Annotated in this window: 22 protein-coding genes; 9 read left to right on the top strand and 13 right to left on the bottom strand. The window is 76.2% G+C overall.

Annotated elements, in window-relative coordinates; genetic code table 11:
- Positions 1 to 51: 51 nt before the first annotated feature.
- On the bottom strand, positions 52 to 2,118 hold the full coding sequence (locus AB0N04_RS00220) for an NADPH-dependent 2,4-dienoyl-CoA reductase (RefSeq protein ID WP_360204934.1): 2,067 nt from the start codon (positions 2,116 to 2,118) through the stop codon (positions 52 to 54).
- Between the two features lie 200 nt (positions 2,119 to 2,318).
- Here AB0N04_RS00220 and AB0N04_RS00215 point away from each other — a divergent pair, with 200 nt between their 5' ends.
- Entirely contained in the window at positions 2,319 to 3,596 is a 1,278-nt protein-coding gene (locus tag AB0N04_RS00215; protein ID WP_360204931.1) for a monooxygenase, read from the top strand.
- 98 nt (positions 3,597 to 3,694) lie between these two features.
- On the opposite strand, the gene AB0N04_RS00210 is transcribed toward AB0N04_RS00215, so the two are convergent.
- Positions 3,695 to 4,270, bottom strand: a complete 576-nt coding sequence (locus AB0N04_RS00210; RefSeq protein ID WP_360204928.1) for a TerD family protein — start codon at positions 4,268 to 4,270, stop codon at positions 3,695 to 3,697.
- Positions 4,271 to 4,507: 237 nt separating this feature from the next.
- Here AB0N04_RS00210 and AB0N04_RS00205 point away from each other — a divergent pair, with 237 nt between their 5' ends.
- On the top strand, positions 4,508 to 4,801 hold the full coding sequence (locus AB0N04_RS00205) for a hypothetical protein (RefSeq protein WP_360204925.1): 294 nt from the start codon (positions 4,508 to 4,510) through the stop codon (positions 4,799 to 4,801).
- Positions 4,802 to 4,849: 48 nt separating this feature from the next.
- On the opposite strand, the gene AB0N04_RS00200 is transcribed toward AB0N04_RS00205, so the two are convergent.
- Positions 4,850 to 6,406, bottom strand: coding sequence for a glycerol-3-phosphate dehydrogenase/oxidase (locus AB0N04_RS00200; protein ID WP_360204923.1), 1,557 nt, complete (start codon positions 6,404 to 6,406; stop codon positions 4,850 to 4,852).
- Complete coding sequence (locus AB0N04_RS00195; RefSeq protein ID WP_360204921.1) at positions 6,403 to 7,089, bottom strand: TetR/AcrR family transcriptional regulator; 687 nt, start codon at positions 7,087 to 7,089, stop codon at positions 6,403 to 6,405. The genes AB0N04_RS00200 and AB0N04_RS00195 overlap by 4 nt, the downstream gene beginning before the upstream one ends.
- A gap of 74 nt (positions 7,090 to 7,163) precedes the next feature.
- On the opposite strand from AB0N04_RS00195, the gene AB0N04_RS00190 reads away from it, so the two are divergent.
- Together AB0N04_RS00190 and AB0N04_RS00185 are read left to right on the top strand one after the other, a co-directional pair.
- Positions 7,164 to 8,732: an FAD-binding oxidoreductase gene (locus tag AB0N04_RS00190; RefSeq protein ID WP_360204919.1), complete on the top strand. Its 1,569-nt coding sequence runs from the start codon at positions 7,164 to 7,166 to the stop codon at positions 8,730 to 8,732.
- The gene (locus tag AB0N04_RS00185; protein ID WP_360204916.1) at positions 8,729 to 9,637 is read left to right on the top strand and encodes a diacylglycerol kinase; all 909 of its coding nucleotides are present in this window, start codon (positions 8,729 to 8,731) and stop codon (positions 9,635 to 9,637) included. The genes AB0N04_RS00190 and AB0N04_RS00185 overlap by 4 nt, the downstream gene beginning before the upstream one ends.
- 85 nt (positions 9,638 to 9,722) lie before the next feature.
- Here the strand turns inward: AB0N04_RS00185 and AB0N04_RS00180 are convergent, their stop codons facing one another.
- Positions 9,723 to 10,643, bottom strand: a complete 921-nt coding sequence (locus tag AB0N04_RS00180; RefSeq protein WP_360204913.1) for a hypothetical protein — start codon at positions 10,641 to 10,643, stop codon at positions 9,723 to 9,725.
- A gap of 112 nt (positions 10,644 to 10,755) precedes the next feature.
- A complete protein-coding gene (locus AB0N04_RS00175) occupies positions 10,756 to 11,310 on the bottom strand; it encodes a GNAT family N-acetyltransferase (protein ID WP_360204910.1) in 555 nt (184 codons plus the stop codon).
- 156 nt (positions 11,311 to 11,466) lie between these two features.
- Here AB0N04_RS00175 and AB0N04_RS00170 point away from each other — a divergent pair, with 156 nt between their 5' ends.
- Entirely contained in the window at positions 11,467 to 11,886 is a 420-nt protein-coding gene (locus AB0N04_RS00170) for a hypothetical protein (RefSeq protein ID WP_360204907.1), read from the top strand.
- Here AB0N04_RS00170 and AB0N04_RS00165 read toward each other — a convergent pair.
- Positions 11,855 to 12,607, bottom strand: a complete 753-nt coding sequence (locus AB0N04_RS00165) for a helix-turn-helix transcriptional regulator (RefSeq protein ID WP_360204904.1) — start codon at positions 12,605 to 12,607, stop codon at positions 11,855 to 11,857. The two genes, AB0N04_RS00170 and AB0N04_RS00165, sit on opposite strands and share 32 nt — an antisense overlap.
- Before the next feature lie 85 nt (positions 12,608 to 12,692).
- Between AB0N04_RS00165 and AB0N04_RS00160 the strand changes: the two genes are divergently transcribed.
- Complete coding sequence (locus tag AB0N04_RS00160) at positions 12,693 to 13,634, top strand: LLM class flavin-dependent oxidoreductase (RefSeq protein WP_360204901.1); 942 nt, start codon at positions 12,693 to 12,695, stop codon at positions 13,632 to 13,634.
- A 108-nt stretch (positions 13,635 to 13,742) separates the two neighbouring features.
- Here the strand turns inward: AB0N04_RS00160 and AB0N04_RS00155 are convergent, their stop codons facing one another.
- The 6 genes from AB0N04_RS00155 to AB0N04_RS00130 form a co-directional block, all read right to left on the bottom strand.
- A complete protein-coding gene (locus tag AB0N04_RS00155; protein WP_360204899.1) occupies positions 13,743 to 15,101 on the bottom strand; it encodes a DUF2252 domain-containing protein in 1,359 nt (452 codons plus the stop codon).
- A gap of 119 nt (positions 15,102 to 15,220) precedes the next feature.
- Entirely contained in the window at positions 15,221 to 16,798 is a 1,578-nt protein-coding gene (locus AB0N04_RS00150) for a multicopper oxidase domain-containing protein (protein ID WP_360204897.1), read from the bottom strand.
- Complete coding sequence (locus AB0N04_RS00145; protein ID WP_360204894.1) at positions 16,795 to 17,265, bottom strand: hypothetical protein; 471 nt, start codon at positions 17,263 to 17,265, stop codon at positions 16,795 to 16,797. The genes AB0N04_RS00150 and AB0N04_RS00145 overlap by 4 nt, the downstream gene beginning before the upstream one ends.
- Positions 17,266 to 17,473: 208 nt before the next feature.
- The gene (locus AB0N04_RS00140) at positions 17,474 to 18,265 is read right to left on the bottom strand and encodes an aminotransferase class IV (protein ID WP_360204892.1); all 792 of its coding nucleotides are present in this window, start codon (positions 18,263 to 18,265) and stop codon (positions 17,474 to 17,476) included.
- Entirely contained in the window at positions 18,258 to 19,193 is a 936-nt protein-coding gene (locus AB0N04_RS00135; RefSeq protein WP_360204889.1) for a GNAT family N-acetyltransferase, read from the bottom strand. Before AB0N04_RS00135 ends, AB0N04_RS00140 begins: the two co-directional genes overlap by 8 nt.
- A 260-nt stretch (positions 19,194 to 19,453) precedes the next feature.
- Complete coding sequence (locus tag AB0N04_RS00130) at positions 19,454 to 20,380, bottom strand: DMT family transporter (protein ID WP_360204886.1); 927 nt, start codon at positions 20,378 to 20,380, stop codon at positions 19,454 to 19,456.
- A 108-nt stretch (positions 20,381 to 20,488) separates the two neighbouring features.
- On the opposite strand from AB0N04_RS00130, the gene AB0N04_RS00125 reads away from it, so the two are divergent.
- From AB0N04_RS00125 to AB0N04_RS00115, 3 genes are all read left to right on the top strand, one after another.
- The gene (locus tag AB0N04_RS00125; RefSeq protein WP_360204883.1) at positions 20,489 to 21,412 is read left to right on the top strand and encodes a LysR substrate-binding domain-containing protein; all 924 of its coding nucleotides are present in this window, start codon (positions 20,489 to 20,491) and stop codon (positions 21,410 to 21,412) included.
- Between the two features lie 143 nt (positions 21,413 to 21,555).
- Entirely contained in the window at positions 21,556 to 23,055 is a 1,500-nt protein-coding gene (locus AB0N04_RS00120) for an MFS transporter (protein ID WP_360204880.1), read from the top strand.
- On the top strand, positions 23,045 to 24,073 hold the full coding sequence (locus tag AB0N04_RS00115; RefSeq protein WP_360204878.1) for an AsnC family transcriptional regulator: 1,029 nt from the start codon (positions 23,045 to 23,047) through the stop codon (positions 24,071 to 24,073). Before AB0N04_RS00120 ends, AB0N04_RS00115 begins: the two co-directional genes overlap by 11 nt.
- The last annotated feature ends 36 nt before the right edge of the window (positions 24,074 to 24,109 follow it).

Genomic DNA, 24,109 nt, shown 5'->3' with positions numbered 1-24,109 from the left:
CCCGACCGGCCCGACCGGCCGACCCGCCGCCCGCCCCGCCGTCCGCCCGGCTCAGAGCGCGGCGGCCAGCTCGGTGCCCTGCTTGATGGCCCGCTTGGCGTCCAGTTCGGCGGCGACGTCGGCGCCACCGATCAGGTGCACCTCCAGGCCCCGCTCCCGCAGCGCGTCGTAGAGGTCGCGGCGCGGCTCCTGGCCGGTGCAGAGCACCACGGTGTCCACGGGCAGCAGCTGCCGCTCGCCGTCCACGGTGACGTGCAGACCGGCGTCGTCGATCAGGTCGTACGTCGCGCCGGCGACCATGGTGACGCCGCGGTGCTTGAGCTCGGTGCGGTGGATCCAGCCGGTGGTCTTGCCGAGCCCGGCACCGACCTTGCCGGTCTTGCGCTGCAGCAGGTGGACGCTGCGCGGCGGCACCGGCCGCTCGGGGCGGCGCAGTCCGCCGCGCTCCCGGTACTCCGGGTCGATGCCCCACTTCGCCTGGAACACCGGCGGGTTGAGGCTGGCCTGGTCCCCCTGGTCGGTGAGGAACTCGGCCACGTCGAAGCCGATGCCGCCCGCGCCGAGGATCGCGACCCGCTCGCCGACGGGCGCGCCGTCGCGCAGCACGTCGAGGTAGCCGACCACACTGGGGTGGTCGATGCCGGGGATGTCGGCGGGCGTGCGCGGCGTGACGCCGGTGGCGAGGACGAGCTCGTCGAAGCCCTCGGCGGCGAGCTGTTCGGCGGTGACGGTCGCGCCCAGGCGCAGCGTGACGGCCAGCTCGGCGAGCCGGGTGCGGTAGTAGCGCAGCGTCTCGTCGAACTCCTCCTTGCCGGGGATCCGCCGGGCGACGTCCAGCTGCCCGCCGACGGCCCCGGCGGCGTCGAACAGGGTGACGTCGTGGCCGCGTTCGGCGGCGGCGACGGCGCAGGAGAGCCCGGCCGGGCCGGCCCCGACCACGCCGATCCGCTTGCGCACCTTCGTCGGGCCGAGCACGAGCTCGGTCTCGTGGCAGGCCCGCGGGTTGACCAGGCAGGAGGTGATCAGGCCGCTGAAGGTGTGGTCCAGGCAGGCCTGGTTGCAGCCGATGCAGGTGTTGATGGCCTCGGCGCGGTCGTCCTGCGCCTTGGCGACGAAGTCGGCGTCGGCGAGCAGCGGGCGGGCGAGCGAGACCAGGTCGGCGCTGCCCTCGGCGAGCAGACGCTCGGCGATCTCCGGGGTGTTGATGCGGTTGGTGGTGACCAGCGGGATGCCGACCTTGCCCATCACCTTCTTCGTCACCCAGGCGAACGCGCCGCGCGGCACCGAGGTGGCGATGGTGGGGATGCGGGCCTCGTGCCAGCCGATGCCGGTGTTGATGATCGTCGCCCCGGCGGCCTCGACGGCCTGGGCGAGCTGGACGACCTCGTCGAAGGTGGAGCCGCCGGGCACCAGGTCGAGCATGGAGAGGCGGTAGACGATGATGAAGTCCTCGCCGACCCGCTCGCGGACCCGGCGGACGATCTCGACCGGGAAGCGCATCCGGCGCTCGTAGGGGCCGCCCCACTCGTCCTCGCGCCGGTTGGTGGCGGCGACGACGAACTCGTTGACCAGGTAGCCCTCGGAGCCCATGATCTCGACGCCGTCGTACCCGGCGCGGCGGGCGAGTTCGGCGCAGCGGACGAAGTCCTCGACGGTCTGCTCGACCTGCTCGGTGGTGAGCTCGTTGGGGACGAAGGGGCTGATCGGGGCCTGGAGCGCGCTGGGGGCGACCAGGTCGGGGTGGTAGGCGTAGCGGCCGAAGTGCAGGATCTGCAGGGCGATCCGGCCGCCGGCGGCGTGCACGGCGTCGGTGACGACGCGGTGGCGGTCGGCCTCCTCCTCGGTGGTGAGCATCGCGCCGCCGCCCCAGGGGCGCCCGGCCTCGTTGGGGGCGATGCCGCCGGTGACGATCAGGCCGACACCGCCGCGGGCGCGCTCGGCGTAGAACGCGGCCATCCGCTCGTAGCCGCCGGGGGCCTCCTCCAGGCCGACGTGCATGGAGCCCATGATCACGCGGTTGGGCAGAGTGGTGAAGCCGAGGTCGAGCGGGCTGAGCAGGTGCGGGTAGCGGCTGCTGCCGGGGGTGCTGCTCGTCGGCGTGCTCGTGGACGCGCTCATCGACGTCTCCTGGGGGCGGCGGGGCTCGGTTGTTACCGCAGGGTAGGGGACGCCGGGACCCTTATGCAACTAGTTGCATAAGGGTCCCGGCGGGGGCGCGCGCCCCCGGCCGCAATCCGCCGGTTCGCCCCGACACCCTCCCCGGGCGGGCGTATGGTCTTATCGACTTGCAGGCAGTGCGGCACGCGGGAGGGGCGGCCATGCGAGGTGGCTCGATAGCCGTGGTCGGCGGCAGCATCGCCGGAAGCGCCTTCGCCGGGGCCGCCGCCCGGCTCGGCGCCGAACGGATCGTGGTCCTGGAGCGCAGCCCCGGCCGGCTCGAGGACCGCGGCGTGGGCATCTGCATCCACGACGACCGCCTCGACGAACTCGTCCGCGCCGGACACCTCGGCCGGGACGTCCGGCGCCACCGCCTCACCGTCCGCCGCTGGGTCACCCGCGACCCCTCCCCGGGCGGCGGCGGCCCGGACGGCCGCGGACGCGCGCTCTGGGCCCAGCCCATGCCCTTCCACTCCCACCACTGGGCGGTGCTCTGGCAGGCGCTGCGCGAGCGCACCCCCGCGACCGTCGAGTACCGGCTCGGCACCACCGTCACCGCCGTCGGCGGCGGCCCGGACGGCGCCTGGACCAGCCACCCCGACGGCACCCGCGAGCACTACGACCTGGTGATCGGCGCCGACGGCTACCGCTCCGCCGTGCGCGCCGCGCTCTGCCCCGAGGCCCTTCCCGAGTACGCCGGGTACGTCTGCTGGCGCGGCAGCTACGACGCCGCACGCCTCGCCGAACTGCCCGGCGGCGCCGGGGCCTGGCCGGAGGACGAGTGCGCCACCGTCTGCTACCCCGGCGGCCAGGTCGTGCTCTACCGCATCCCCGGACTCACCCCCGGCACCACCCAGGTCAACTGGGTCTTCTACGCGCCCACCCCGGCCTGGCTGCGGCTCGACGGCCCCACCAGCATCCCGGCCGGCAGCCTCACCGACGGACAGCTCGACGGGCTCCGGGCACTCGCCGAGGAACGGCTGCCGCCCTACTGGTCCGACGTGGTCACCCTCACCCCGCGCGACCGGACCTTCCTGCAGCCCGTCTACGACATGGCGGCCCCGCGCCTGGCCGCCGACCGGCTGCTCCTCGGCGGCGACGCCGCCACCGTGGTGCGCCCGCACAACACCAGCGGCGCCGTGAAGGCCCTGCAGGACGCGCACGCCTTCGAGCAGGCCGGGCGGGCCGTCGGACACCCGGCCGGCGACCGGCCGGCGGGCTCCTGGTCCGGCCTGCTGGCGGCGTACGACCGCGAACGGGCCCCGGCCGGCCGGGAGCTGGTCGACCTCGGGCGGCGACTCGGGCGGGCCCAGGTCGGCGCGGCGCCGGACTGGGCGGCCATGGACGGGCCGGCGATGGACGCCTGGTGGCGGGGGCAGCTCACCGGCGGCTCCGGGTTCGGCGGCCAGGCCCTCGGCCGGGCGGCGCCGCGGGGGTGACGGCGGGGCCCCGCGCCGAGCCCGCGCCCGCACACAGCACGACGGCCGCGCCCCGGAGGGACGCGGCCGTCGTGACGCCGTCAGAGCGACGGCACCGGTCAGACGTTGACGCCGTAGTCGGTCGCGATCCCGCGCAGGCCCGAGGCGTAGCCCTGGCCGATGGCGCGGAACTTCCACTCGGCGCCGTTGCGGTACAGCTCGCCGAAGACCATCGCGGTCTCGGTGGAGGCGTCCTCGCTCAGGTCGTAGCGGGCGATCTCCTGGCCGTTGGCCTGGTTGACGACCCGGATGAACGCGTTGCGGACCTGCCCGAAGCTCTGCAGCCGGGTGTCGGCGTCGTAGATGGACACCGGGAAGACCACCTTGGCCACGTCGGCCGGCACCTTGTCCAGGTCGACCTTGATCTGCTCGTCGTCGCCGTCGCCGCCACCGGTCAGGTTGTCGCCGCTGTGCTCGACCGAACCGTCCGGGCTGCGCAGGTTGTTGAAGAAGACGAAGTGCTGGTCCGAGATGACCTTGCCGAGGGCGCCGCAGAGCAGCGCGCTGGCGTCCAGGTCGTAGTCGGCCCCGGTGGTGGTGCGCACGTCCCAGCCGAGCCCCACGATCACGGCGCTCAGACCGGGCGCCTCCTTGCTCAGCGAGACGTTGCCGCCCTTGGCCAGCGAAACTCCCACAATGCCCTCCTCGGATCTCTCCCTGCGGACGAATCTACAACACTGTAGAGATCACGGGGATCCACCTGCGGTCGGGCTCCGCCCCCGGCATTCCTCAGGGTCGCCGGGCCGTCCGCCGGCCGCCCGGCGCCGGGGCGCCCGGCACCGACCGCCGACCTACACTGACCGTGGCGGCACACCGGGACCAAGGCTGCTCCCCCGGCGGCCCCCACCGCAACCCCCTCGCGGGAGGTTCCCATGCGCCAGCGGTACAGCTTCCACCTCGACCGGGCCGGACACTCCGTCACCGTCAACGTCCGCTCCGGCTGGATCACCGAGACCGAACTGCTGGTGGACGGCCGGGAGTACGCCTTCCACCGGGTGCACGGGCACGGCGTCTACCCGCTGACGCTGGCCGTCCGCACCGCCGAGGAGCCGCCGCTGCAGCTCGCCGTCCGCCTGGACCGCACGGGCACCACCGAACACCCGCTGGCCTGCGTGCTGGAGCTGGCCGGGGCCGAACACCCGATGGCGGACCGCACGGCGCGCTGACACCCCGCCCCCGGCCCCCCGGGGGGCCGCGCCTCGGGACGCCCGGGCTCAGGACGGCCGGCGGTCCCCGAGGATCTCCTCGACGGCCGGGCGGGCCCGTTCGGCGTCCGCCGCGACCAGGCCGATCCGGGTGCGGCGGTCCAGTACGTCCGCGGCGTCCAGCGCACCCTCGTGGGTGACCGCGTACGCGACCTCGGCGCGGGTCACGTCCACGCCCTCGGCGATCGGCCGGACCTCCCCGGCGGCCAGCACCTCCCCGGCCGCGCCGCCGTGCCGGGCCAGCAGGGAGGCGGGCGCGCCCTGCGGGGCCGGCCGGCTGTCCCGGTGCGCCGGGGCGCCGACCAGCGGCAGGCGGGCCGTCCAGCACGCCCGGGCCGGCAGGCCGCGCAGGCGCACGGCGGCGTCCACCGCGTCCTCGGCCATCCGCCGGTAGGTGGTGAGCTTGCCGCCGACCACGGTGACCACCCCGGACGGCGACTCCAGCACCGCGTGCTCGCGGGAGATGTCGGCCGTGCTGCCGCCGCCGGTGTCGATCAGCGGCCGCAGCCCCGCGTAGGCGCCGCGGACGTCCGTGGCGGTCAGCGCGGTGCTGAGGGCCGTGTTGACGGTGTCGAGCAGGAAGGCGATCTCCCCCTCGGTGGGCACCGGCTCGTCCGGGATCGGGCCCGGCGCGTCCTCGTCCGTCAGCCCGATCGCCACCCGGCCGAGCTGCTGCGGCAGGGCGAAGACGAACCGGCTGGTGGAGCCGGGCACCGGCACGGTCAGCGCGGCGGTCGGGTGCCCGAGCGCCGCGGCGTCCACCAGGACGTGGGTGCCCCGGCTGGGCCGCAGCCGGATCGAGGTGTCCACCTCGCCCGCCCAGACGCCGGTGGCGTTGACCACCGCGCCCGCCCGCACCGTCAGCGACTGCCCGCTCAGCGTGTCGACCAGCCGGGCCGAGGTGCCCGTCACCGACTCGGCCCGCACCCTGGTCAGCACGCTCGCGCCGTACTGCGCGGCGGTGCGCGCCAGTGCCACCACCAGCCGCGCGTCGTCGACCAGCTGGCCGTCGTGCGCGACCAGTGCGCCGGCCAGGCCCGCGGAACGCACGCCCGGCACCAGCCGCCGCGTCCGGGCCGCGTCGATCCGCCGCACCCTCGGCAGCAGCGCGCCCGGGGTGCCCGCGCTCAGCCGCAGCGCGTCCCCGGCGTGGAAGCCCAGCCGGATCAGCGAGGCCTGCCCGGGGCGCAGCAGCCCCGGCAGCAGCGGCACCAGCTGGGGCAGCGCGCGGATCAGGTGCGGGGCGGTGCGGGTCATCAGCACGCCCCGCTCCACCGCGCTCTCCCGGGCCACCCCGATCCGGCCGGAGGCCAGGTAGCGCAGGCCGCCGTGCACCAGCTTGGAGCTCCAGCGACTCGTCCCGAAGGCCAGGTCGCGGGACTCCACCAGCACCGTGCGCAGCCCGCGCGAGGCCGCGTCCAGGGCGACGCCGGCGCCGGTCACGCCGCCGCCGATGACCAGCAGGTCGACGGACGGGCCCTCGGCGAGGGCCTCCAGCTCCACCCGCCGGCGGGCCGCGTTGAGTTGACCGGAACCGGCGAAGGGCCCGGCGGACGTCGAGGTCATGGCGCGAGGTATCCGTTCAGCGCTCTGGCCAGTTCGCGCCGCCAGGCCGCCTCGGGCAGCAGGGAGGCGACCATGCGGTGCGACTGGACGGTGGACTGGGCGATCAGCAGGACCATCGCGGCCAGTTCGACCGGCTCCCCGGCCCGGACCGAACCGTGCCGCTGGCCCTGCTCGATGCCGGAGCGCAGCGCCTCCAGCAGGCCGCGCTGGCTGGTGCCGAGCCGTTCGACGACGTACTCGAGGAGCAGGTCGGAGTCGGCCGAGTGCAGCAGCGCACCGAGCAGCGGGTGGTCCCGCAGCCGGACGGCGACCTCGACCACCCCGTCGACGAAGGCCTCCCGGTCGATCGGGGCGCCGTCGCCCCCGGCCGCCAGGGCGACGCCCTCCCGGGTGGCCGCGATCTCCCGGGTGAGCAGGGCGCCGATCACCGCCCGGACGTCGGGCCAGCGGCGGTAGACCGTCGGCCGGCTGACCCCGGCGCGGCGCGCGATCTCCGCGAGCTGCGTGCGGCGCACGCCGAAATGGACGACCAGGTCGGCGGCGGCGTCCAGGATCACGTCGTCGGTGCTGCGGGGTGCCGCGGCGGCGGGCGGAGCGGCGACGGGCTCGGCGGCGGCGCGGGGTGCCCGGGCCGCCCCGGGGGGCCGCCCGGTGCTCGGGGAGTCGGCGTTACTACTTGACATGATGTGTGAAACTGTAACGCATGGCACCTGAGACGCAAGCGGGACCGGCCGGCGCCGCACTTCCGCTCCCCCCGATGAAGTGGGACGCCTGGGGCGACCCGGCCCTCGCCAAGGAGCTGTCCGCGGACATCAAGGGGCTGCTCGCCGCCGCCCTCGGCGTCACCGGCGACGCCACCCCCGGACCGGCCGCCGACGAGGTCCTCCTGCGCCCCTCCCGGATCACCCCGGACGACCTCAAGGCCCTCGCCGACGCCGTCGGTGAGGACCACGTCAGCGCCGCCGACGCCGACCGGCTCCCGCGCGCCGGCGGCAAGTCCACCCCCGACCTGCTGCGCCGCCGCAGCCGCGAGCCGCAGGACGCGCCCGACGCCGTCGTGCTGCCCGGCGGCGAGGACGAGATCGCCGCCGTCCTCGCGCTCTGCGCCGAACGCCGCCTCGCCGTCGTCCCCTTCGGCGGCGGCACCAGCGTCGTCGGCGGCCTCGACCCCGAGCGCGGCGGCCACGGCGCCGTCGTCTCCCTCGACCTGCGCCGCCTCGACCGGCTCCTCGACCTCGACGAGACCTCCGGCGAGGCCGTCCTCGGCGCCGGCCTCACCGGCCCCGCCGCCGAGGCCCTGCTCGCCGAACGCGGCTACGAGCTCGGCCACTACCCGCAGAGCTTCCGCTACGCCACCATCGGCGGCTTCGCCGCCACCCGCTCCTCCGGCCAGGACTCCGCCGGGTACGGGCGGTTCGACGAGATGGTCCGCGGCCTGCGCGTCGTCACCCCCGTCGGCGTCCTCGACCTCGGCCGCGCCCCCGCCTCCGCCGCCGGCCCCGACCTGCGCGAGCTCTTCCTCGGCTCCGAGGGCACCCTCGGCGTCATCACCGCCGTCCGCCTGCGCGTCCACCCGCTGCCCGCCGCCAAGGCCTACGAGGCCTGGAGCCTGCCCGACTTCGCCACCGGCACCGCCGCGCTGCGCGCCGTCGAGCAGCAGGGCACCGGCCCGACCGTCATCCGGCTCTCCGACGAGGCCGAGACCATGGTCAACCTCGCCATGACCGAGCAGATCGGCGGCGCCCCCGCCGTCACCGGCTGCCTCGCCGTCACCGTCTTCGAGGGCACCGAGGACCAGGTCGCCACCCGCCACCGGCTCACCCGCGACGCCCTGCTCGCCGCCGGCGCCACCTCCCTCGGTGAGCAGCCCGCCCGCGCCTGGGAGCACGGCCGGTTCAACGCCCCCTACCTGCGGGACTCCCTGCTCGGCGCCGGCGCGCTGTGCGAGACCCTGGAGACCGCCACCGACTGGAGCCGGCTGCCGCAGCTGCGGGCCGCCGTCACCGAGGCGCTCACCGGCGCCCTGCCGGGCGCCCTCGTGCTCTGCCACATCTCGCACGTCTACCCGACCGGCGCCTCGCTCTACTTCACCGTCGTCGCCGCCCTCGGCGAGGACCCGCTCACGCAGTGGGCCGCCGCCAAGCGGGCCGCCGGCGACGCCATCGTCGCCGCCGGGGGCACCATCACCCACCACCACGCCGTCGGCGCCGACCACCGGCCCTGGATGACCGACGAGATCGGCGACCTCGGCGTGCGCATCCTGCGCGCCGTCAAGGCCGAACTCGACCCGGCGGGCATCCTCAACCCCGGCAAGCTGATCCCGTGACCGGCCCGAGAACCGTGCACCGCGTCGCCGTTCTCACCAACCCGGCGGCGGGCGCCGGCCACGCCGCACCCGCCGCCCGGCGGGCCGTCGCCCACCTGAGCGCCCTCGGCCTCCGGGTCGACCGGCACGAGGGCCGCGACCCCGACGACGCCCGCCGCCTGGCCCGCGAGGCCGTCGCCGACGGCGTCGACGCACTGGTCGCCGTCGGCGGCGACGGGATGATCAACCTCGCCCTGCAGGCCGTCGCCGGCACCCCGGTGCCGCTCGGCGTGATACCCGCCGGCACCGGCAACGACCACGCCCGCGCCTACGGCATCCCCCGCGACGACCCCGAGGCCGCCGCGGCCGTCGTCGCCGCGGGCCGGACCAGGACCGTCGACCTCGGCCGGATCACCACCGGCGACGGCACCGCCCGCTGGTTCGGCTCCGTCCTCGCCACCGGCTTCGACTCGCTGGTCAGCGACCGCGCCAACCGGCTCCGGTGGCCGCGCGGGCGGATGCGCTACAACCTGGCCATCCTCGCCGAGTTCGCCAACCTCCGGCCGCTGCCCTTCCGCCTCACCCTCGCCGACGGCACCGTCATCGAACGCGACCTCACCCTCGCCGCCGTCGGCAACACCGGCAGCTACGGCGGCGGCATGCTCATGTGCCCCGCCGCCGTGCCCGACGACGGGCTCCTCGACGTCACCCTGGTCGACGCCATGCCCCGGCTGCGGATCGCCCGCTTCTTCCCCACCCTGTTCAAGGGCACCCACACCACCCGCCCCGAGGTCACCACCCACCGCACCACCGGCCTGCGGATCGACTCCCCCGGCATCACCGCCTACGCCGACGGCGAGTTCATCGCCCCGCTGCCCGTCGACGTGAGCGTCGCCCCGGGCGCCCTGCGGATCCTGGTGCCCTGACGCCCCCGGGCACGCCGGCGGCCCCGGACGGCGGCGTGCCCCCGGAGCGGCCCCGCGTCGGCCCCGGGCCGGCCCGGGTGGACGCTCAGCCGACCAGACGGCGGCGCCACAACAGGGGGCGCAGCTCCACCACGCGCGACGCGTCGCCGTTCCAGACCGTCTGCAGGCCGGCGTCGGTGAGGGCGGCGACCACCTCGTGACCGATGGCCGTCGTGGTGAGCGGGGAGGCGTCGAAGCCGCCGTAGTGCAGGGACAGCCCCTCGCCGGCGGCCGCGGCGTCGGTGCCCTGGGCGTCGAAGTAGACGTAGCCGCGGGCGTCCGGCGCGCCGTCCGCGGCGATCTCCTCGTCGGCGCAGGTGCGGCAGCAGGTGAAGTCCTCGCGGGCCGTGATGCCGGCCTCCTCCAGGGCCGCGAAGGCCCGGGTGAGGCGCTCCGGGTCGGTCTCTCCGATCCACCCCGTCTGCTCGCCGACGCGCTCCAGCCAGAGCCGGTCGGCCAGCTGCTCGGCCTGGGCCCGGGACACCGGCCGGCGGTCACCGGAGACCAGGTAGTCCTCGGCGAGTTCGGCGAGGTCGGCCCGGGTCGCGTAGCCACCGGCCAGGGTGAGCCGCAGCCGGTCCAGCAGCAGCCCCAGCTCCCCCGGCGGCAGGTCCAGCGGCGGGACGGGCTCGGGCGCCGGCCCGGTGGCCAGCGGCCGCCAGTCCAGGCCCGCGCCCCAGCCGGGCTCGCCGCGGGACCAGCCCGTCATCGCGGCGACGACCGCCTCCGGTTCGTCCAGCCGGACCCCGAAGTGTCGCTCGGCGGAGCCGTCGCGGTGCTCGAGCTCGTAGTCCCCGCCCTCGGCGTGCCACACCTGGATGTACACGTCGGGCAGGTCCGGTATCCGCTGCACGACGAGGAAGCGGTCCCCGTCCGCGCCGATCCGCCGCACCAGCCGCGCCAGGACCTCCGCGCCCACCCTCCGGTGCCGCGTCCCGTCGTTCTCCTGCACCCCGATCGCCAACATGCAGGTCATGCTGGCACACGCCGCCGACGATCGGAGCCCTGCTCAGGCATGGTGACGGTCACGTTCTCGGGCCCGGCACCGGTCACGCTCCCGCCCGGCACCGGTCTCCGGCTCAGGCCCGGTACCCGGCGCGGTCGAGGCGGAAGACCACGTTGGGGCGCAGCGGGCCCTCGGGGGCGTCCGGGTCGTCGAAGTCGACGGCCGGGTCGTGCACCATGCCGAGGCGGCGCATGACGGCCTGGGAGCGGAGGTTGGTGGCGGTGGTGACGGCGAGGACCTCCGGCAGCCCCAGGGTGTCGAAGCCGTGCGCCAGGACGGCGCGGGCCGCCTCCGTCGCGTAGCCGCGGCCCCACGCGGTGCGGGCCAGCCGCCAGCCGATCTCGACGCCGGTGAACGGCAGGCCCTCGTCGACGTCGTCCAGGCCGGCGAAGCCCACGAACTCGCCGCTCTCCCGCACCTCGACGGCGAGCCAGCCGTACCCGCGCCGCTCGGTCGCGGCCTCGAACCGGGCCACCGAGGCGTCGGCCTGCTCGCGGGTGAGGACGTCGCCCAGGTGCTCGCGGACCTCGGGGTCGGCGTTCATCGCGGCCCACGGCGCGAGGTCGCTCTCGCGCCAGCGGCGGATCAGCAGGCGTTCGGTGTGCAGTTCGGTGTGCGGTTCGGTCATGCGCCCCAGCCAACGCCACCCGCCCGACCAGGGCAAGCGCAATTTCCGCGGGCGCACCGACGCGCCGGCCCGGGGCATTCCCCGGCGGGAATTGTTCCGCGGCAGGGCGGCCCGGAGCATGGGGGTCGTACCGAACGGACGCCAGGAGGCAGGGACATGAGCATCGACGCGCAGGACATCGCCGACCGTTACGCCGCGGTGTGGACGGAGGCGGACCCGCAGCGGCGCCGCGAGGCGATCGCCGCCCTGTGGGCACCGGAGGCCGTGCACCTGCTGCACCCGCCGGTCGAGGTGCGGGAGGCGGCGGCCCGGGTGGGCTTCGACGACCCGGTGCTGGAGGCCCGCGGCCACGCGGAGCTGGAGGTGCGGGTGACACGGGCGTACCAGGAGTTCGTGGCACCCGGGGAGTTCACCTTCCGGGCGCGGAAGGACGCGTTGCGGCTGCGGGACGTGGTCACCTTCGGCTGGGAGATGGCGCCGAGCGCGGGCGGGGAGGCGGTCGGCGGCGGCCTGGAGTTCGTGGTGGTGGGGGCGGACGGCCGGATCACCGCGGACTACCAGTTCCCCGGGCGCTGAGCAGGGCCTCGGTGGTGGCCGGGTCGGTGGGCAGGAAGGCCTCCAGCTTGAGTTCGGCGAGCGTGACGTCCACGGCGGTGGCGAAGGTGGTGACGGTGGTCATCAGGTGGAGCTCGCCGGCGGAGGTGTCCAGCTCCAGGGGGACGGCGAAGCCCAGGTGCTGCTCCCCCGGGTCCGGGTCCGGGACGTAGCCGGACAGTTCGGCGTGCAGCTCGCCCAGGTGCCGGGTGCGCTCCAGGATGTGCCGGGCCCAGGTGGGGAAGTTGCGGATCCGCGGGGCGAGGCCGTCGGGGTGGAGGGCGAGCCGGTAGGCGTTGGTGCCCGGGCCGACGAGCCGGGGGTCGGCGTCCTCGGTGAGCAGGTCGAGCGCGGCGTTGGCGGCGACGACGTCGCCGCGCCGGTCCACCACCAGGGCCGGGTACGGGAGGTGGCCGGTCAGGATGTGGTCGATCGCCGCCCGGACCGGGGCCAGCTCCGGCCCGTCCAGGGGCGTCTCCGGGTAGACGGGGGCGAAGCCGGCGGCCAGCAGCAGCTCGTTGCGGTCGCGCAGCGGCAGCTCCAGCGACTCGGCGAGCCGGACGACCATGCCCCGCCCGGGGACGGAACGGCCGGACTCGATGAAGCTGAGGTGGCGCTGGGTGGTGCCGGCGCGGGTGGCGAGGTCGAGCTGGCTGAGGCGGCGGTCGGTGCGGCGCTCGCGCAGGGCCTGGGGGAAGTCCATGCTGCCAGCCAACCCCGGAACGGCCGAAACCGCCATTCCCCGGCGGGAATTGAGCCGATTCTCCGCGGTCGGCAGGATCGGGGCCATGGACATCGGTGTGTTTCTTCCGACCGGCCAGGCCCAGTGGGCGCCCGCCGGAGACCCTCGTGAGCTGATCGGATTCGCCCGCCGGGCCGAGGAGCTCGGCTTCGCCTCGCTCTTCGTCAACGACTCGCTGCTCACCCCTCGGATCGAGCCGCTCACCATGCTGGCGGCCCTCGCCCCGGTGACGGAGCGGATCGGGCTGGGCACCGGGGCGCTGCTGCCGGTGCTGCGCCGCCCCGTCCAGGCCGCCCAGACCCTGGCCTCGGTCGACCTGCTCTCCGGCGGCCGGCTGACGGTCGCGGTCGGGGCGGGCTTCCCGGGCCGGTTCGGGCGGCCGTTGCACGAGCTGTCGCAGGTGCCGTGGGAGCGGCGGTTCGCCCGGCTGGACGAGACGGTGGCGCTCTGGCGGGCGCTGTGGAGCGGGGCGACGGAGTTCCGCGGCGAGTTCCACGACTTCGCCGAACTCCCGCCCGCGACGGCCCCGTTCCGCCCGGGCGGGCCGCCGCTGTGGCTCGGCGGCGCGACCCCGGCCGCACTGGCCCGCACCGGCCGCGACTACGACGGCTGGCTGCCGTACCCGCCCGACCCCCGGGCCTACGCCACCGGGCTGGGCGCGGTGCGGGAGGCCGCCCGGGAGGCGGGGCGGGACCCGGGGGCGGTGACGCCGGCGCTGTTCGTCAACGTCCGGATCGACCGCGACGCGGCGGCGGCGCGCGAGGTGATGGACGCCTACGCGCTGGCCAACTACGGCCTGCCGCTGGCGGAGGTGGAGCGGATCCAGGCCGTCGCGCTGGGGACGCCCGAGGAGGTGGCCGCCGTCCTCGACCGGTACGCCGCCGCGGGCGCCCGGCACGTGGTGGCCCGGCTGGGCGCCATGGACCTGGCCGGGCAGGCCGAGCAGCTGGAGCGCCTGGCCGCGCTCACCCTGCCGGGTTCGCGGTGACCGGCCCGGGGCCGCGGTGACCCGCCGGGAGCCCGTACCGGTCCGCCGGGGCCGCCGGGGCCGCACGGAACCGCCCGGGCGGGTGGCGGACCACCCGCCCGGGCGCCCTCACACGCCCCGGGTGGCCTTGACCCGGCCGGCGTCGATCGCGGCGACCAGTTGGGCGTGGTCCAGCGCCGTCTGGTCGGCGTACTGCAGGGAGAAGTCGGCGATCGCCTCGGCGAAGGTGTCGGCGCCGCCGAGGTACCCGGCGATGGCGAGGCGGTCCCCGGTGCGGGCGTGGGCGCGGGCGAGGGTGCGGCCGCAGAGGTCCGCGTAGTCGCGCAGACCGTGCACGGTCATCTCGGCGACCTCGACGGAGCCCTTCATGTCGCGCAGCTGGCGGCCGTAGAAGTGGCGGCCGGCCGGGCCGGTGGTCCAGCCGAGGAAGATGTCGCTGGCGGCCTGCATGAGGTGCTGGCCGGTGACGACGCGGCGGCCGCCGTGGTGGGCGGCGACCTCGGCGTCGACCCTGGTGGTCGGCAGCTGGGACTCCAGCACCGACCGGCCGGCCTCCTTGATCTGCAGGAACAGCGGGTCCCGGGTGTCCCGGCCCTCCAGCAGGACGATGAAGCACCGGGTGCCGACGCTGCCGACGCCGACGACCTTCATCGCCGCGTCGACGAAGCGGTAGCGGTCCAGGAGGACCCTGCGGTCCTCGGCGAGGGTGGCCCGGTAGTCGCTGAACACCCGCCCGACGCCGCGCAGTTCGTCCTTCTTCAGGGGTTCGATCAGGGGCGGCGCGCTGATGATGCGCCGGCGGCCGTCCCGCACCTCGGTGAGCTTCTCGAAGGCCTGCAGGCTGGTGCGCCGGCGGGCGTGGGCGATCCCGGCCTCGAAGCGCTTGCGCTGCTTGGGCGTGCGCAGCAGCGGCAGCAGGTCCTCGGTGTCGATCCGGGCGTACCAGACGTCGAGTTCGCCGAGCCCGGCGAGCCGGCGCATCGCGGTGGCGTAACCGAGGGCGGCGGCGCGGGCGGCGCGGCGGGCCCGTTCGTCGTCCTGCCCGTTGTCCCGGGCGGCGACGGCGACGCTGGCGGCGAGGCGTTTGACGTCCCACTCGAAGGGGCCGGGGTAGGTCTCGTCGAAGTCGTTGACGTCGAAGAGCAGCGCACGCTCCGGGGAGGCGTACACGCCGAAGTTCAACAGGTGGGCGTCGCCGCAGAGTTGCACGGTGAGCTCGGTGTTCGGGACGGCGGCGAGGTCGGCCGCCATGACGGCGGCGGCACCGCGCAGGTAGGTGAACGGGGTCTCGACCATCCGCCCGTAGCGGATGGGCAGCAGCCGGGCGACCCGGTCGGCCGCCTGCTCCTGGAGCACGGTGACCGGATCGGGGCGGTCCGCCGCGGGGATCCACCGCCCGTGGGCGGAGCGGGAGACGCGCTGGCGGGCGGTCCGGCCGGCGCGGCGGCGTTCGGCGGGGGTGGTCATGCGCGGCTCCTCGGTCGGCCGGAAGGCGAAGGTGCGCCTTCTCGCGACGCTAGGGCAGGAGTGCCGGGGGCCGCACCGCACGCACCCCCGGCACTGCGCCGTCCGGATGAAAGCCGGGCTCACCCCACCGTGAAGTCCGCCATCATCGCCATGTCCTCGTGCTCCAGGTTGTGGCAGTGCAGCATGTACGTCCCCGCGTAGTCGGTGAAGCGCACCAGTACCTCGACCCCCTCGGCCGGACGCAGGTCGACGGTGTCCTTCCAGCCCGCGTCGTACGCGCCCGGCGCCCCGCCGTTGCGGCCGATCACCTGGAAGTGGTTCAGGTGGACGTGGACGGGGTGGTGCAGGTCGCTGGTGAAGCGCCACCGTTCGACGCTGCCGAGCGCGGGCCGGGCGAGGTCGCGGCCCGGCTGGTACGCGTCGCCGTTGATGGTCCAGCCGAGGCCTCGGCTGCGGCGGAAGGCGAAGTCCCGGGTGGTGACGGCGGCGGAGGCGTCCAGCTCCTCGACGGTGGAGAGCCGGTCGGGCACCGTCGAGTCGTCGGAGACCTGCCGGGAGGAGACGTCGAAGCACATCACCTCCGCGGTGCGGCCGCTGCCGAAGCGGTTGAGCAGCCGCACCCGGGTGCCGGGGGCGTAGCGGGAGAAGTCGACGACGAGGTCGAAGCGCTCGGCGGGGGCGATCTCCAGAGCGTCGTGGGCGACCGGGGCGGCCAGCAGGCCGCCGTCGGAGCCGATCTGGACCAGGGCGTCGCCCCCGGAGGGCTGCGGGTCCAGTTCGAGCCGGTACTGGCGCGTGTTGGAGGCGTTGAGCACCCGCAGCCGGTAGCGGGCGCGGTCGACGTCGAGCCGGGGCCAGGGGGCGCCGTTGACCAGGATGACGTCCCCCAGGACGCCGTTCATGTAGTCGTCGGTGACGCCGGGCACCGCCAGCGCGGCGTCGGTCGAGGGGTACCGGAAGGAGCCGTCGGCGGCGAAGGAGCGGTCGGCGAGCATCAGCGGGAGGTCGCGGTCGCCGCGTGGCAGCGGCAGGGCGGCCTCCTCGTCGTCGTGGACGAGGTGGAAGCCGGCCAGTCCGCGCCAGACGCCGGGCCCGGTGAAGCCCATCCGGTGGTCGTGGTACCAGAGGGTGGCGGCGCGCTGGAGGCCCGGATAGGTGTGGGTGCGCTCGCCGGTGACGCTGCGTCCGCCGCCGTGCTCCATCCCCGCCATTCCCGGCATCCCCGCCGCGCCCTGGGCGGCGGCTCCGGTGGAGCCGACCGGCAGCAGCAGGTCGGTGGGGTAGCCGTCGCTGTCGGCCGGGGTGTGCCCGCCGTGCAGGTGGAGCACGGACGGCACCGGCAGCTCGTTGCGGTGCCGGACCACCGCGGCCCGGCCGGAGCGGGTGACCACCGTCGGCCCGGGGAAGCTGCCGTTGTACGTCCAGGCCTCGGTCCGCACCCCGGGCAGGATCTCCAGCCGGGCGACCTGCTGGGTGACCTCGTAGTAGTCGGAGGTCGCGTCGCTGCGCACCGGCTGGAGCACCGCGGGCACCGGCAGCGGGACGCGGAAGGCCTCCGGCAGGTCGAGTTCGCTGGTGAGCAGCCGGCCCGGGCGGCCCTCGGCGAACAGCCGGGCGGCGGACGGGACGGCCACGGCGGCCAGCGCGCCCGCACCGAGCACGGAGGCGCCGATGCCGAGGAACCGGCGGCGGTTCACTTGGACACCTCCACCGGCCCGCCGGGACGCGGCAGCCGCCCGCTGCCGTCCGGCCCGGGCAGCGCGCCGGCCGGGGCGGGCAGCGGCAGCCGCCAGGCGCCGACCAGGCCGAACAGGACGGCGCTGACCAGCAGGACGCCCAGCGTGACGTGCACGCCGATCGCCCGCGCGTAGCCCGCGGTGATCTGGCCGGTGACGGCGACGACGAGCACGGCGGTGGTCCACAGCGGCCAGAGCGGTCCGCGGCCGGGCCGGCGCACCAGCGCGGCCGCCGCCAGTTGGAGGACGGCCACGGTGGCGAGCGTCATCGCGTTGCCCTCGTGGTCCTTGAGCGACTCGTAGGTGCCGTTGAGGAAACTGCCGGCCAGCATGGCCTGGAGCAGCGCCAGGAGTGCCAGGGTGGTCGCGGTGATGCGCAGCAGGATCAGCGGCCAGCGGGGTGCCGGGGCCGCGGGAGGACTGCTCATGTCGGGCTACTCTCTGCTTCGGCGGGTCGGTCGGGGCGGGCGAGAGCGTAGCTGATCCGACATCACGATCACTGCCGATAAAGGGTCTTGGGCTCGACCGCCACCCCATTGCGCCTGCCGGGACGCCGTTTGTCACCCGTACGAGCGAGCCCTTCGTGCACCGGTCGATCCGCCCGGGAGCCCGCCGCCCGCCCCGGGGCACCGGCGTTCACACCTCGTCGGCGGGGACGGCCTCGTAGGCGGCGCGCAGCTCGGCCAGGACGGCGTCACCGGGGTCGAACGCGGTGCCGTCGATCGCCGCGACCGGCCGGACGCCGACGCCCGCGTTCACCGCGAACGCGGCCCGGAACCCGGCCAACCCGGCGGCGTCCACCGGCTCGTGGGACTGCGGCCCGTCGTACGCACCCGCCAGCAGCGCCGCCGTCACGCCGGGCAGGCTGGGGCCCTGCGGCCAGACCAGCCGGCGGCCGTCCAGCAGACCGAGGTTCCAGGTGGCGCCCTCCGTCACCAGGCCGCTGTCCGGATCGACCAGCAACGCGTCGTCGAAGCCGTCGAGTTGGGCGCTGCGCCGCTGGTGGACCAGACCGAACAGGCCGACGTGCTTCACCTGCGGCAGCTCCCGGCGGTAGGCCACCGTCCGGACCCGCAGCGGGGCGGGCACGGCGGCCGCGGCCGGGCGGGTGGTGACCAGCAGCCGGGGCACGGCCGGGCCGGCCGGGCGCTCCAGGCCGAGCTCCGGGTCGTACACCGTCACCCGGACCGTCACCGGTGCGCCGTCGGCGGGCAGCACCGCCCGGATCCGCTCGCGCACCGCTGCCCGGTCCAGGCCGGCGGCGAACAGCGTCCGGCAGTCCCGGACCAGCCGGTCCAGGTGCAGCGCCAGCCCCCTGGCCCTGCCCTCCGCCACGCGCAGGGTGGTGAAGTGCCCGTAGTTGAGCAACCCCAGCGCGGCCAGCCGCGCCGGGTCGGCGGGCCCGCCGTCGATCTCGATCTCAGCCATCCCCCGAGTCTGCCAGCCGGGCGGCCGCCACCGCCGGGCGGTACGGGCTGACCACCCGGCGGCCGGCCGCCCGGGCCGACTGCTCGACGTGCTCGATCCGGTATGCCAGGCCCTCCGGCTCCCCCGCGTCCGACCAGCGCCACGCCTCCGCCCACCACTGCGGCCCGCGCACCAGCGGCCGGCCGGCCAGCGCCAGGTGCAGCGCCAGCGTGGAACGCGCGTAGCCGTGCACCCAGCCGTCGGCGGAGCGGTACTCGGGCGTCTCGTCCAGCCGCAGCCAGTCGCCCTCGTGGCCGGCGGCGAGCATCGACACCCAGCCGCGCACCCGGTCGGACACCAGCAGGTGCAGCCAGCCGGCCTCCTCCCGCACCTGGTAGCGCGGCAGCCGGGGCACCCGGGCGAGGGTCAGCGAGTGCTTCCAGCCGACCACCCAGAGCCCGCGGCGCAGGTAGTAGCGGACGGCGTGCTGCCAGGTCCAGTGCGCCTCCAGCCGGAAGCCGGGCAGGCCCTCGACGGTGGCCGCCGCGTACACCTCGTCCAGCACCCCGGCGGCCAGCCCCCGGCCGCGCGCGCCGGGGCGCAGGTAGAGGGAGGAGAGGGCGAGCTGGCCCGACCCCCTGGTCCAGTTGTCGACGGCCACCGTGCCGGCCACCGCGCCGCCCCCGTCGAGCACCCAGTAGCGGCGCCGGTACAGCTCACCGCCGGGCCACTCCCGGCCGCTCTCGCCGAGCGCCTCGCGCCACCGCCGCTCGGCGTCGGGCGCCAGGACGTCCGGATCCACCCGCTCACCCAGCTCACCCTCCACCAGGGACGCCAAGTCCCAGCGGGCGAACCGCCGTTCGTCCCCCTCGGCGGCCACCCGCAGCAGCGGACCCGCCGCCAGCCGGTCCTGCGCCCGTTCCACCGCCGCATCCCACGACCTCACCACGGCGGCCACCCTAGCGGGGCGATGGGGACTTTCCGTAATCCACCGGACACCGAACGTCAGACCGGGCGCCGGACCCGCCCCCGCGGAGCCCGGCCGGATGGCGGGGAAACCCGACCGCGGGACCCGACCCGGCCCTGCCGACCGCGCGGACCCGCGGCGATGCCATGGAACCGGCCGGTAGGGACCGGCCGGGACCGGCCGGGGGAGAGCGCGGCCCGGACGGCCACCGGCCGCTGCGCCCCCGCGCTCATCCGGTCGCTCTAGCCGACCGGGTGACGGTCCTTCGGGGCCGCTGCCGGGAGCGGGCCGGCGACGGGCGGACGCGGGCGGGTGAGGGCGACGGCCGCGACCACCAGGGCGCCACCGACGAGCGCGTTCCAGCCGACCGGCTCGGCGAGCAGGACGGCGCCGAGGGCGGTCGACCACAGCGGCATGACGTAGGTGACGGCCGAGGCCACCCCGGTGCCCGCGGTGCGGACCAGGCCGAGGTTGAGCAGGTACGCCAGGCCGGTGCCCACCGCGCCCAGGACCAGCAGGGCGCCGGCCCCGCCCGCACCCGGCCAGTGCGGGGCGCCCGCGGCGAGCGGCGCGATGACCGCCGACTCCGCGGTCGCACAGGTGATCTGGACGGCGGACAGGGCGACCACGGACTCCGGACGGCCGGACAGGAAGCGGCGCAGGTAGGCGAAGCCGGCGCCGTAGCAGCAGGCCGCGGCCAGACAGGCCAGGCCGCCGACGGCCTCGCCGGAGCCGATGCCGCGCCAGACCCCCAGCACCGTGAGCACGCCGGCGAAGCCCACGGCGAGGCCGCACAGCCGGCGCACGCCGGGGCGGCGCTCCTGCGGGACGACCAGCACCGCGAACAGCAGTGTGAACAGCGGGGTGGTCGCGTTCAGCACTCCGGCGAGCACCGAGCTCACCCTGGTCTCCCCGAACGAGAACAGGGTGAACGGCACGCTGTTGAGCAGCACCGCGACCACTGCCGAGTGCCCCCAGAGCGCACGGTCGCGCGGGGCGCCCCCGCGGCGCAGCAGGAGGATCGCCCAGAGCGTGGCCGCACCGAGGGCGCAACGCCAGAACGCCACCCAGACCGGCGGCACCCCCGCCTCCACCGCCACCTTGATCAGCGCGAAGCTCGCGCCCCAGATCGCCGACAGCGCCACGAAGCCCGGCAACCAGCGCCGCACCCCGACCACCTCCCCCTCGTCCCGTCCGGCATCCGCCTGGACACAGGGTGGCCGGGCGGCGGAGCATGAGTCCAACAAGTCGCGGTGCCCCACGGATGAGGAAGTCTCATGGCCCCGGAGGTCAACCTGGCCCAGCTGAGGGCCCTGGTCGCGGTCGCCGACACCGGCGGGTTCGGTGCGGCCGCGGACGAACTGGGCATCAGCCAGTCCGCCGTCTCGCACGCCGTGGCCGCGCTGGAGCGGGTGCTCGGCGCACCCGTCCTGCTGCGCGGCACCCCGGCCCGGCCCACCCCGCTGGGCGAGCAGGTCCTCCCGCACGCCCGGACGGCCGTCGCGTCCGCCGCCGCCGTCCGGGCCGTCGCCACCCGGCACTCCGGCGGCCTCACCGGCACCGTCCGGCTCGCCGCACCGACCACCGTCTGCCAGGCGCTGCTGCCCGGGCTGCTCCGCGACTGGAAGGCCGCCCACCCGCAGGTCACCGTCCGGGTCTTCGAGGGCGAGGACGCCGAACTGGCCACCTGGCTGGCGGCCGGCACCGTCGACGCCGCGGTCCTGGTCGACGCCGGCCCGCACCCGCCCGGGGCGGTCGCGCTCGGCGCGGACTCGATGCACGCGCTGCTGCGCCGCGACCACCCGCTCGCCGGGCAACGGAGCATCCACGTCGCCGAGTTGGAGGACGACGACTTCCTGCTCTCGGAGGGCGGCTGCGAGCGCCACATCCGCGAGTCGTACCGCCGGGCCGGCACCCGGTTCGCGCCCCGGCACCGGATCCGCGACCTCAACACGCTGATCGGCATGGTGCACGCGGGCGTCGGGGTCTCCGTGATGCCCGCGCTGGCGCTCACCATGGTGCCGGCCGACTGCGTGCTGGTACCGATCCGGCCCGCCGTCCACCGCACGCTCACCCTCACCGGCCCGGCCGGCCGGCCGTGGTCCCCGGCCGTCACCGGACTGCTGGCCGCGGTGCGGGCGGGGGCGGGCGCAGGGGTCGGGGTGGGAGCCCGAGTGGGGGCCGGGGCCACCGGGATCTGACCGGGGGCGGTGCCCGGCGGAACTTTTCGGCGGCCCGGGCCGGACCGATGGCGTTTTTCGTCGATGCAGTGGCCGGCGGCTGGTCCGCATCACGCACGGGCCGGAGGGTGGCGGCAGTCGCGTCACCACCCGAGGGGGAACCCGTGCCCGCCCAGTCCCGCCCGTACCCGCACCGCTGGACGGCGCTCTGCGCCCTGCTCACCGCCGAGGCGATGAACCTGCTGGACGCGACGATCGTGCAGGTCGCCGCGCCCGCCATGCGCGCCGACCTCGGCGGACCGGCCGCCGCCGTGCCCTGGCTGACCTCCGCCTACACCCTGCCGTTCGCCGTCCTGCTGCTCACCGGTGGCCGGCTCGGCGACCGGTACGGGCGGCGCCGGGTGTTCCGCACCGGCGTCGCCGGCTTCCTGCTCGCCTCGCTGGCCTGCTCCTGCGCGCCGACGCTCGCCGCCCTGCTCGCCTTCCGGGCCGTCCAGGGCGCGACCGCGGCCGTCGTCGTGCCGCAGACCATCGGCCTGATCAAGGCCCTGTTCCGCGGGCCCGAGACGGGGCGCGCGCTGGGCACCATCGGCCCGGTGATGGGGCTGGCCGCGCTCTGCGGACCGGTCCTCGGCGGGCTGCTCACCCACGCCGACCTGCTCGGCTCCTCCTGGCGCGCGGTCTTCCTGGTCAACCTGCCGCTCGCCCTCGCCGTGCTGGCCGTCGCCCCGCTGCTGCCGGAGGACCGTGCCCCGCACCGGCCCGGACTCGACCCGGCCGGCAGCACGCTCGCCGCCGCGGCCACCGGGCTGGTGGTGCTGCCGCTGCTCCGGCCCGAGGGCTCGGTGACGGACGCCCCGGCGCTGGCCTCGCTCGCCGCCGGGGCCGCCCTCACGGTGGGCTTCGGCGCCCACCAGCGGCGCGGTGCCCGGCGCGGCGCCGCCACCCTGATCGAGCGGAGCCTGTTCACCTCGGTGCGCTTCCCCGCGGCGCTGGCCTGCTCGGCCCTGTTCTTCGCGGTCACCACCGGGCTCACCCTGGTCGTCGTCCTCCAGCTCCAACTGGGCTCCGGGGCCGATGCGTTGACCTGTGGACTGACGCTGCTGCCGGGCTCGGCCGGGATGGCCGCGGCCTCCTGGTACACGGGGGCGCGGCTGCTGCCCCGGTACGGGGCGAAGGTCATGCCGGTCGGGCTCGCGGCGCTGGCCCTCGGCCTGCTCGCCGTCGCCGGCGCCTACCGGGCCGGCGGGAGCCCGGCACCGCTGTCCTGCGCACTGGTGGTGCTGGGCGCCGGCCAGGGCCTGTTCACCCCCGCCTTCTTCACCACCGCCCTGCGACCGCTGCGGCCGCAGGAGACCGGCTCGGCGGCGGGCCTGCTCAACGCCGTGCAGCAGCTGGGCGCGACCCTCGGCGTCGCGGTGCTCGGACGGGTCTACCTCGCCGGTCCGGACACCGCCGGGGCGCAGCGCGCCTGCTGGGTGGCGCTGGGCGCGCTGGTGCTGCTCGCCGCGGCCACCAGGGGGATGCGCACACCCGGCGGCGAACCGCCCACAGCCGGCCCGGACGCGTCAGGGCCGGACGCGGAGGCACGGCACGCGGCGAGGCCGGACCGGGCAGAATCGGAGCCCACCGCCGAACCGCAGGGGACCGCACATGCCGGATGAGCTCGACCGCGCCGTCGTCCACGCCCTGCGGATCGACGGGCGCGCCCCGTTCAGCCGGATCGCCGCCGTCCTCGACGTGTCGCCGCAGACCGTCGCCCGCCGCTACCGGCGGCTGCGCACCGAGGCCGGGCTGCGGGTCGTCGGGCTCGCCGACCCGCACCGGGCCGGCCGGGCCCAGTGGCTGCTGCGCCTGACCGCCGGCCCGCACACCGCCCAGGGCCTCGCCCAGGCGCTGGTCCGGCGCCCCGACACCGCATGGGTCAAACTGACCTCCGGCGGCACCGAGATCACCGCCATCGTCGAGACCGCTCCGGGCACCGACGGCCACAGCCTGCTGCTGCGCGACATCCCGCGCACCGCCGCCGTCACCGCCGTCTCCGCCCACTGCCTGCTGCACACCTACCGCGGCGGGCCGTCCGCCTGGCCGGGCAGCACCGACGCGCTGACCGAGGAGCAGGAGGCCCGGCTGCGGCCCGCCGAGACGGGGCCGGGCCGGGCGACGGCGGGCCCGAGCCGGGCGACGGCAGGTGCGATCCGGTCGCCGACCGGGCTGGACCGCACCGACCACGCGCTGCTCGCCGAACTCCACCGGGACGGCCGGACCCCGCTCGGCGACCTGGCCGCCGCGACCGGGCACACCCCCGCCACCGTCGCCCGCCGGCTGGCCGAACTCCGCGCCGACGGCACGGTCTTCCTCGACGTGGAGTACGACACCCGGCTGCTCGGGGCCGACATGCAGGCGCTGCTGTGGATGAGCGTCGCCCCCGCGCACCTGGACCGGGTCGGCCGCGCGCTGGCCACCCACCGCGAACTCGCGCTGGTCGCGGCGACCACCGGGCCGAGCAACCTCACCGCCACCGCGCTGTGCACCGACCCGGCGGACCTGCACCGCTACCTGACCCGGCGGCTGGGAAGCGTCCCGGAGATCACCGCGCTGGAGTCTGCGCCGGTGCTGCGCACGCTGAAGTCGGCCGGGCCCGTCGCACCGCCGCCGTCGCGCCGCGGCCAGGTCCGCTAGGTTCCGGGCCCCCGTCGGCCCCGCCCGGGCGGGGCC

This window comes from Kitasatospora sp. NPDC051702 (assembly GCF_040681575.1).
GTDB lineage: Bacteria > Actinomycetota > Actinomycetes > Streptomycetales > Streptomycetaceae > Kitasatospora.
This window is presented reverse-complemented; position numbering and strand designations above follow the sequence as displayed.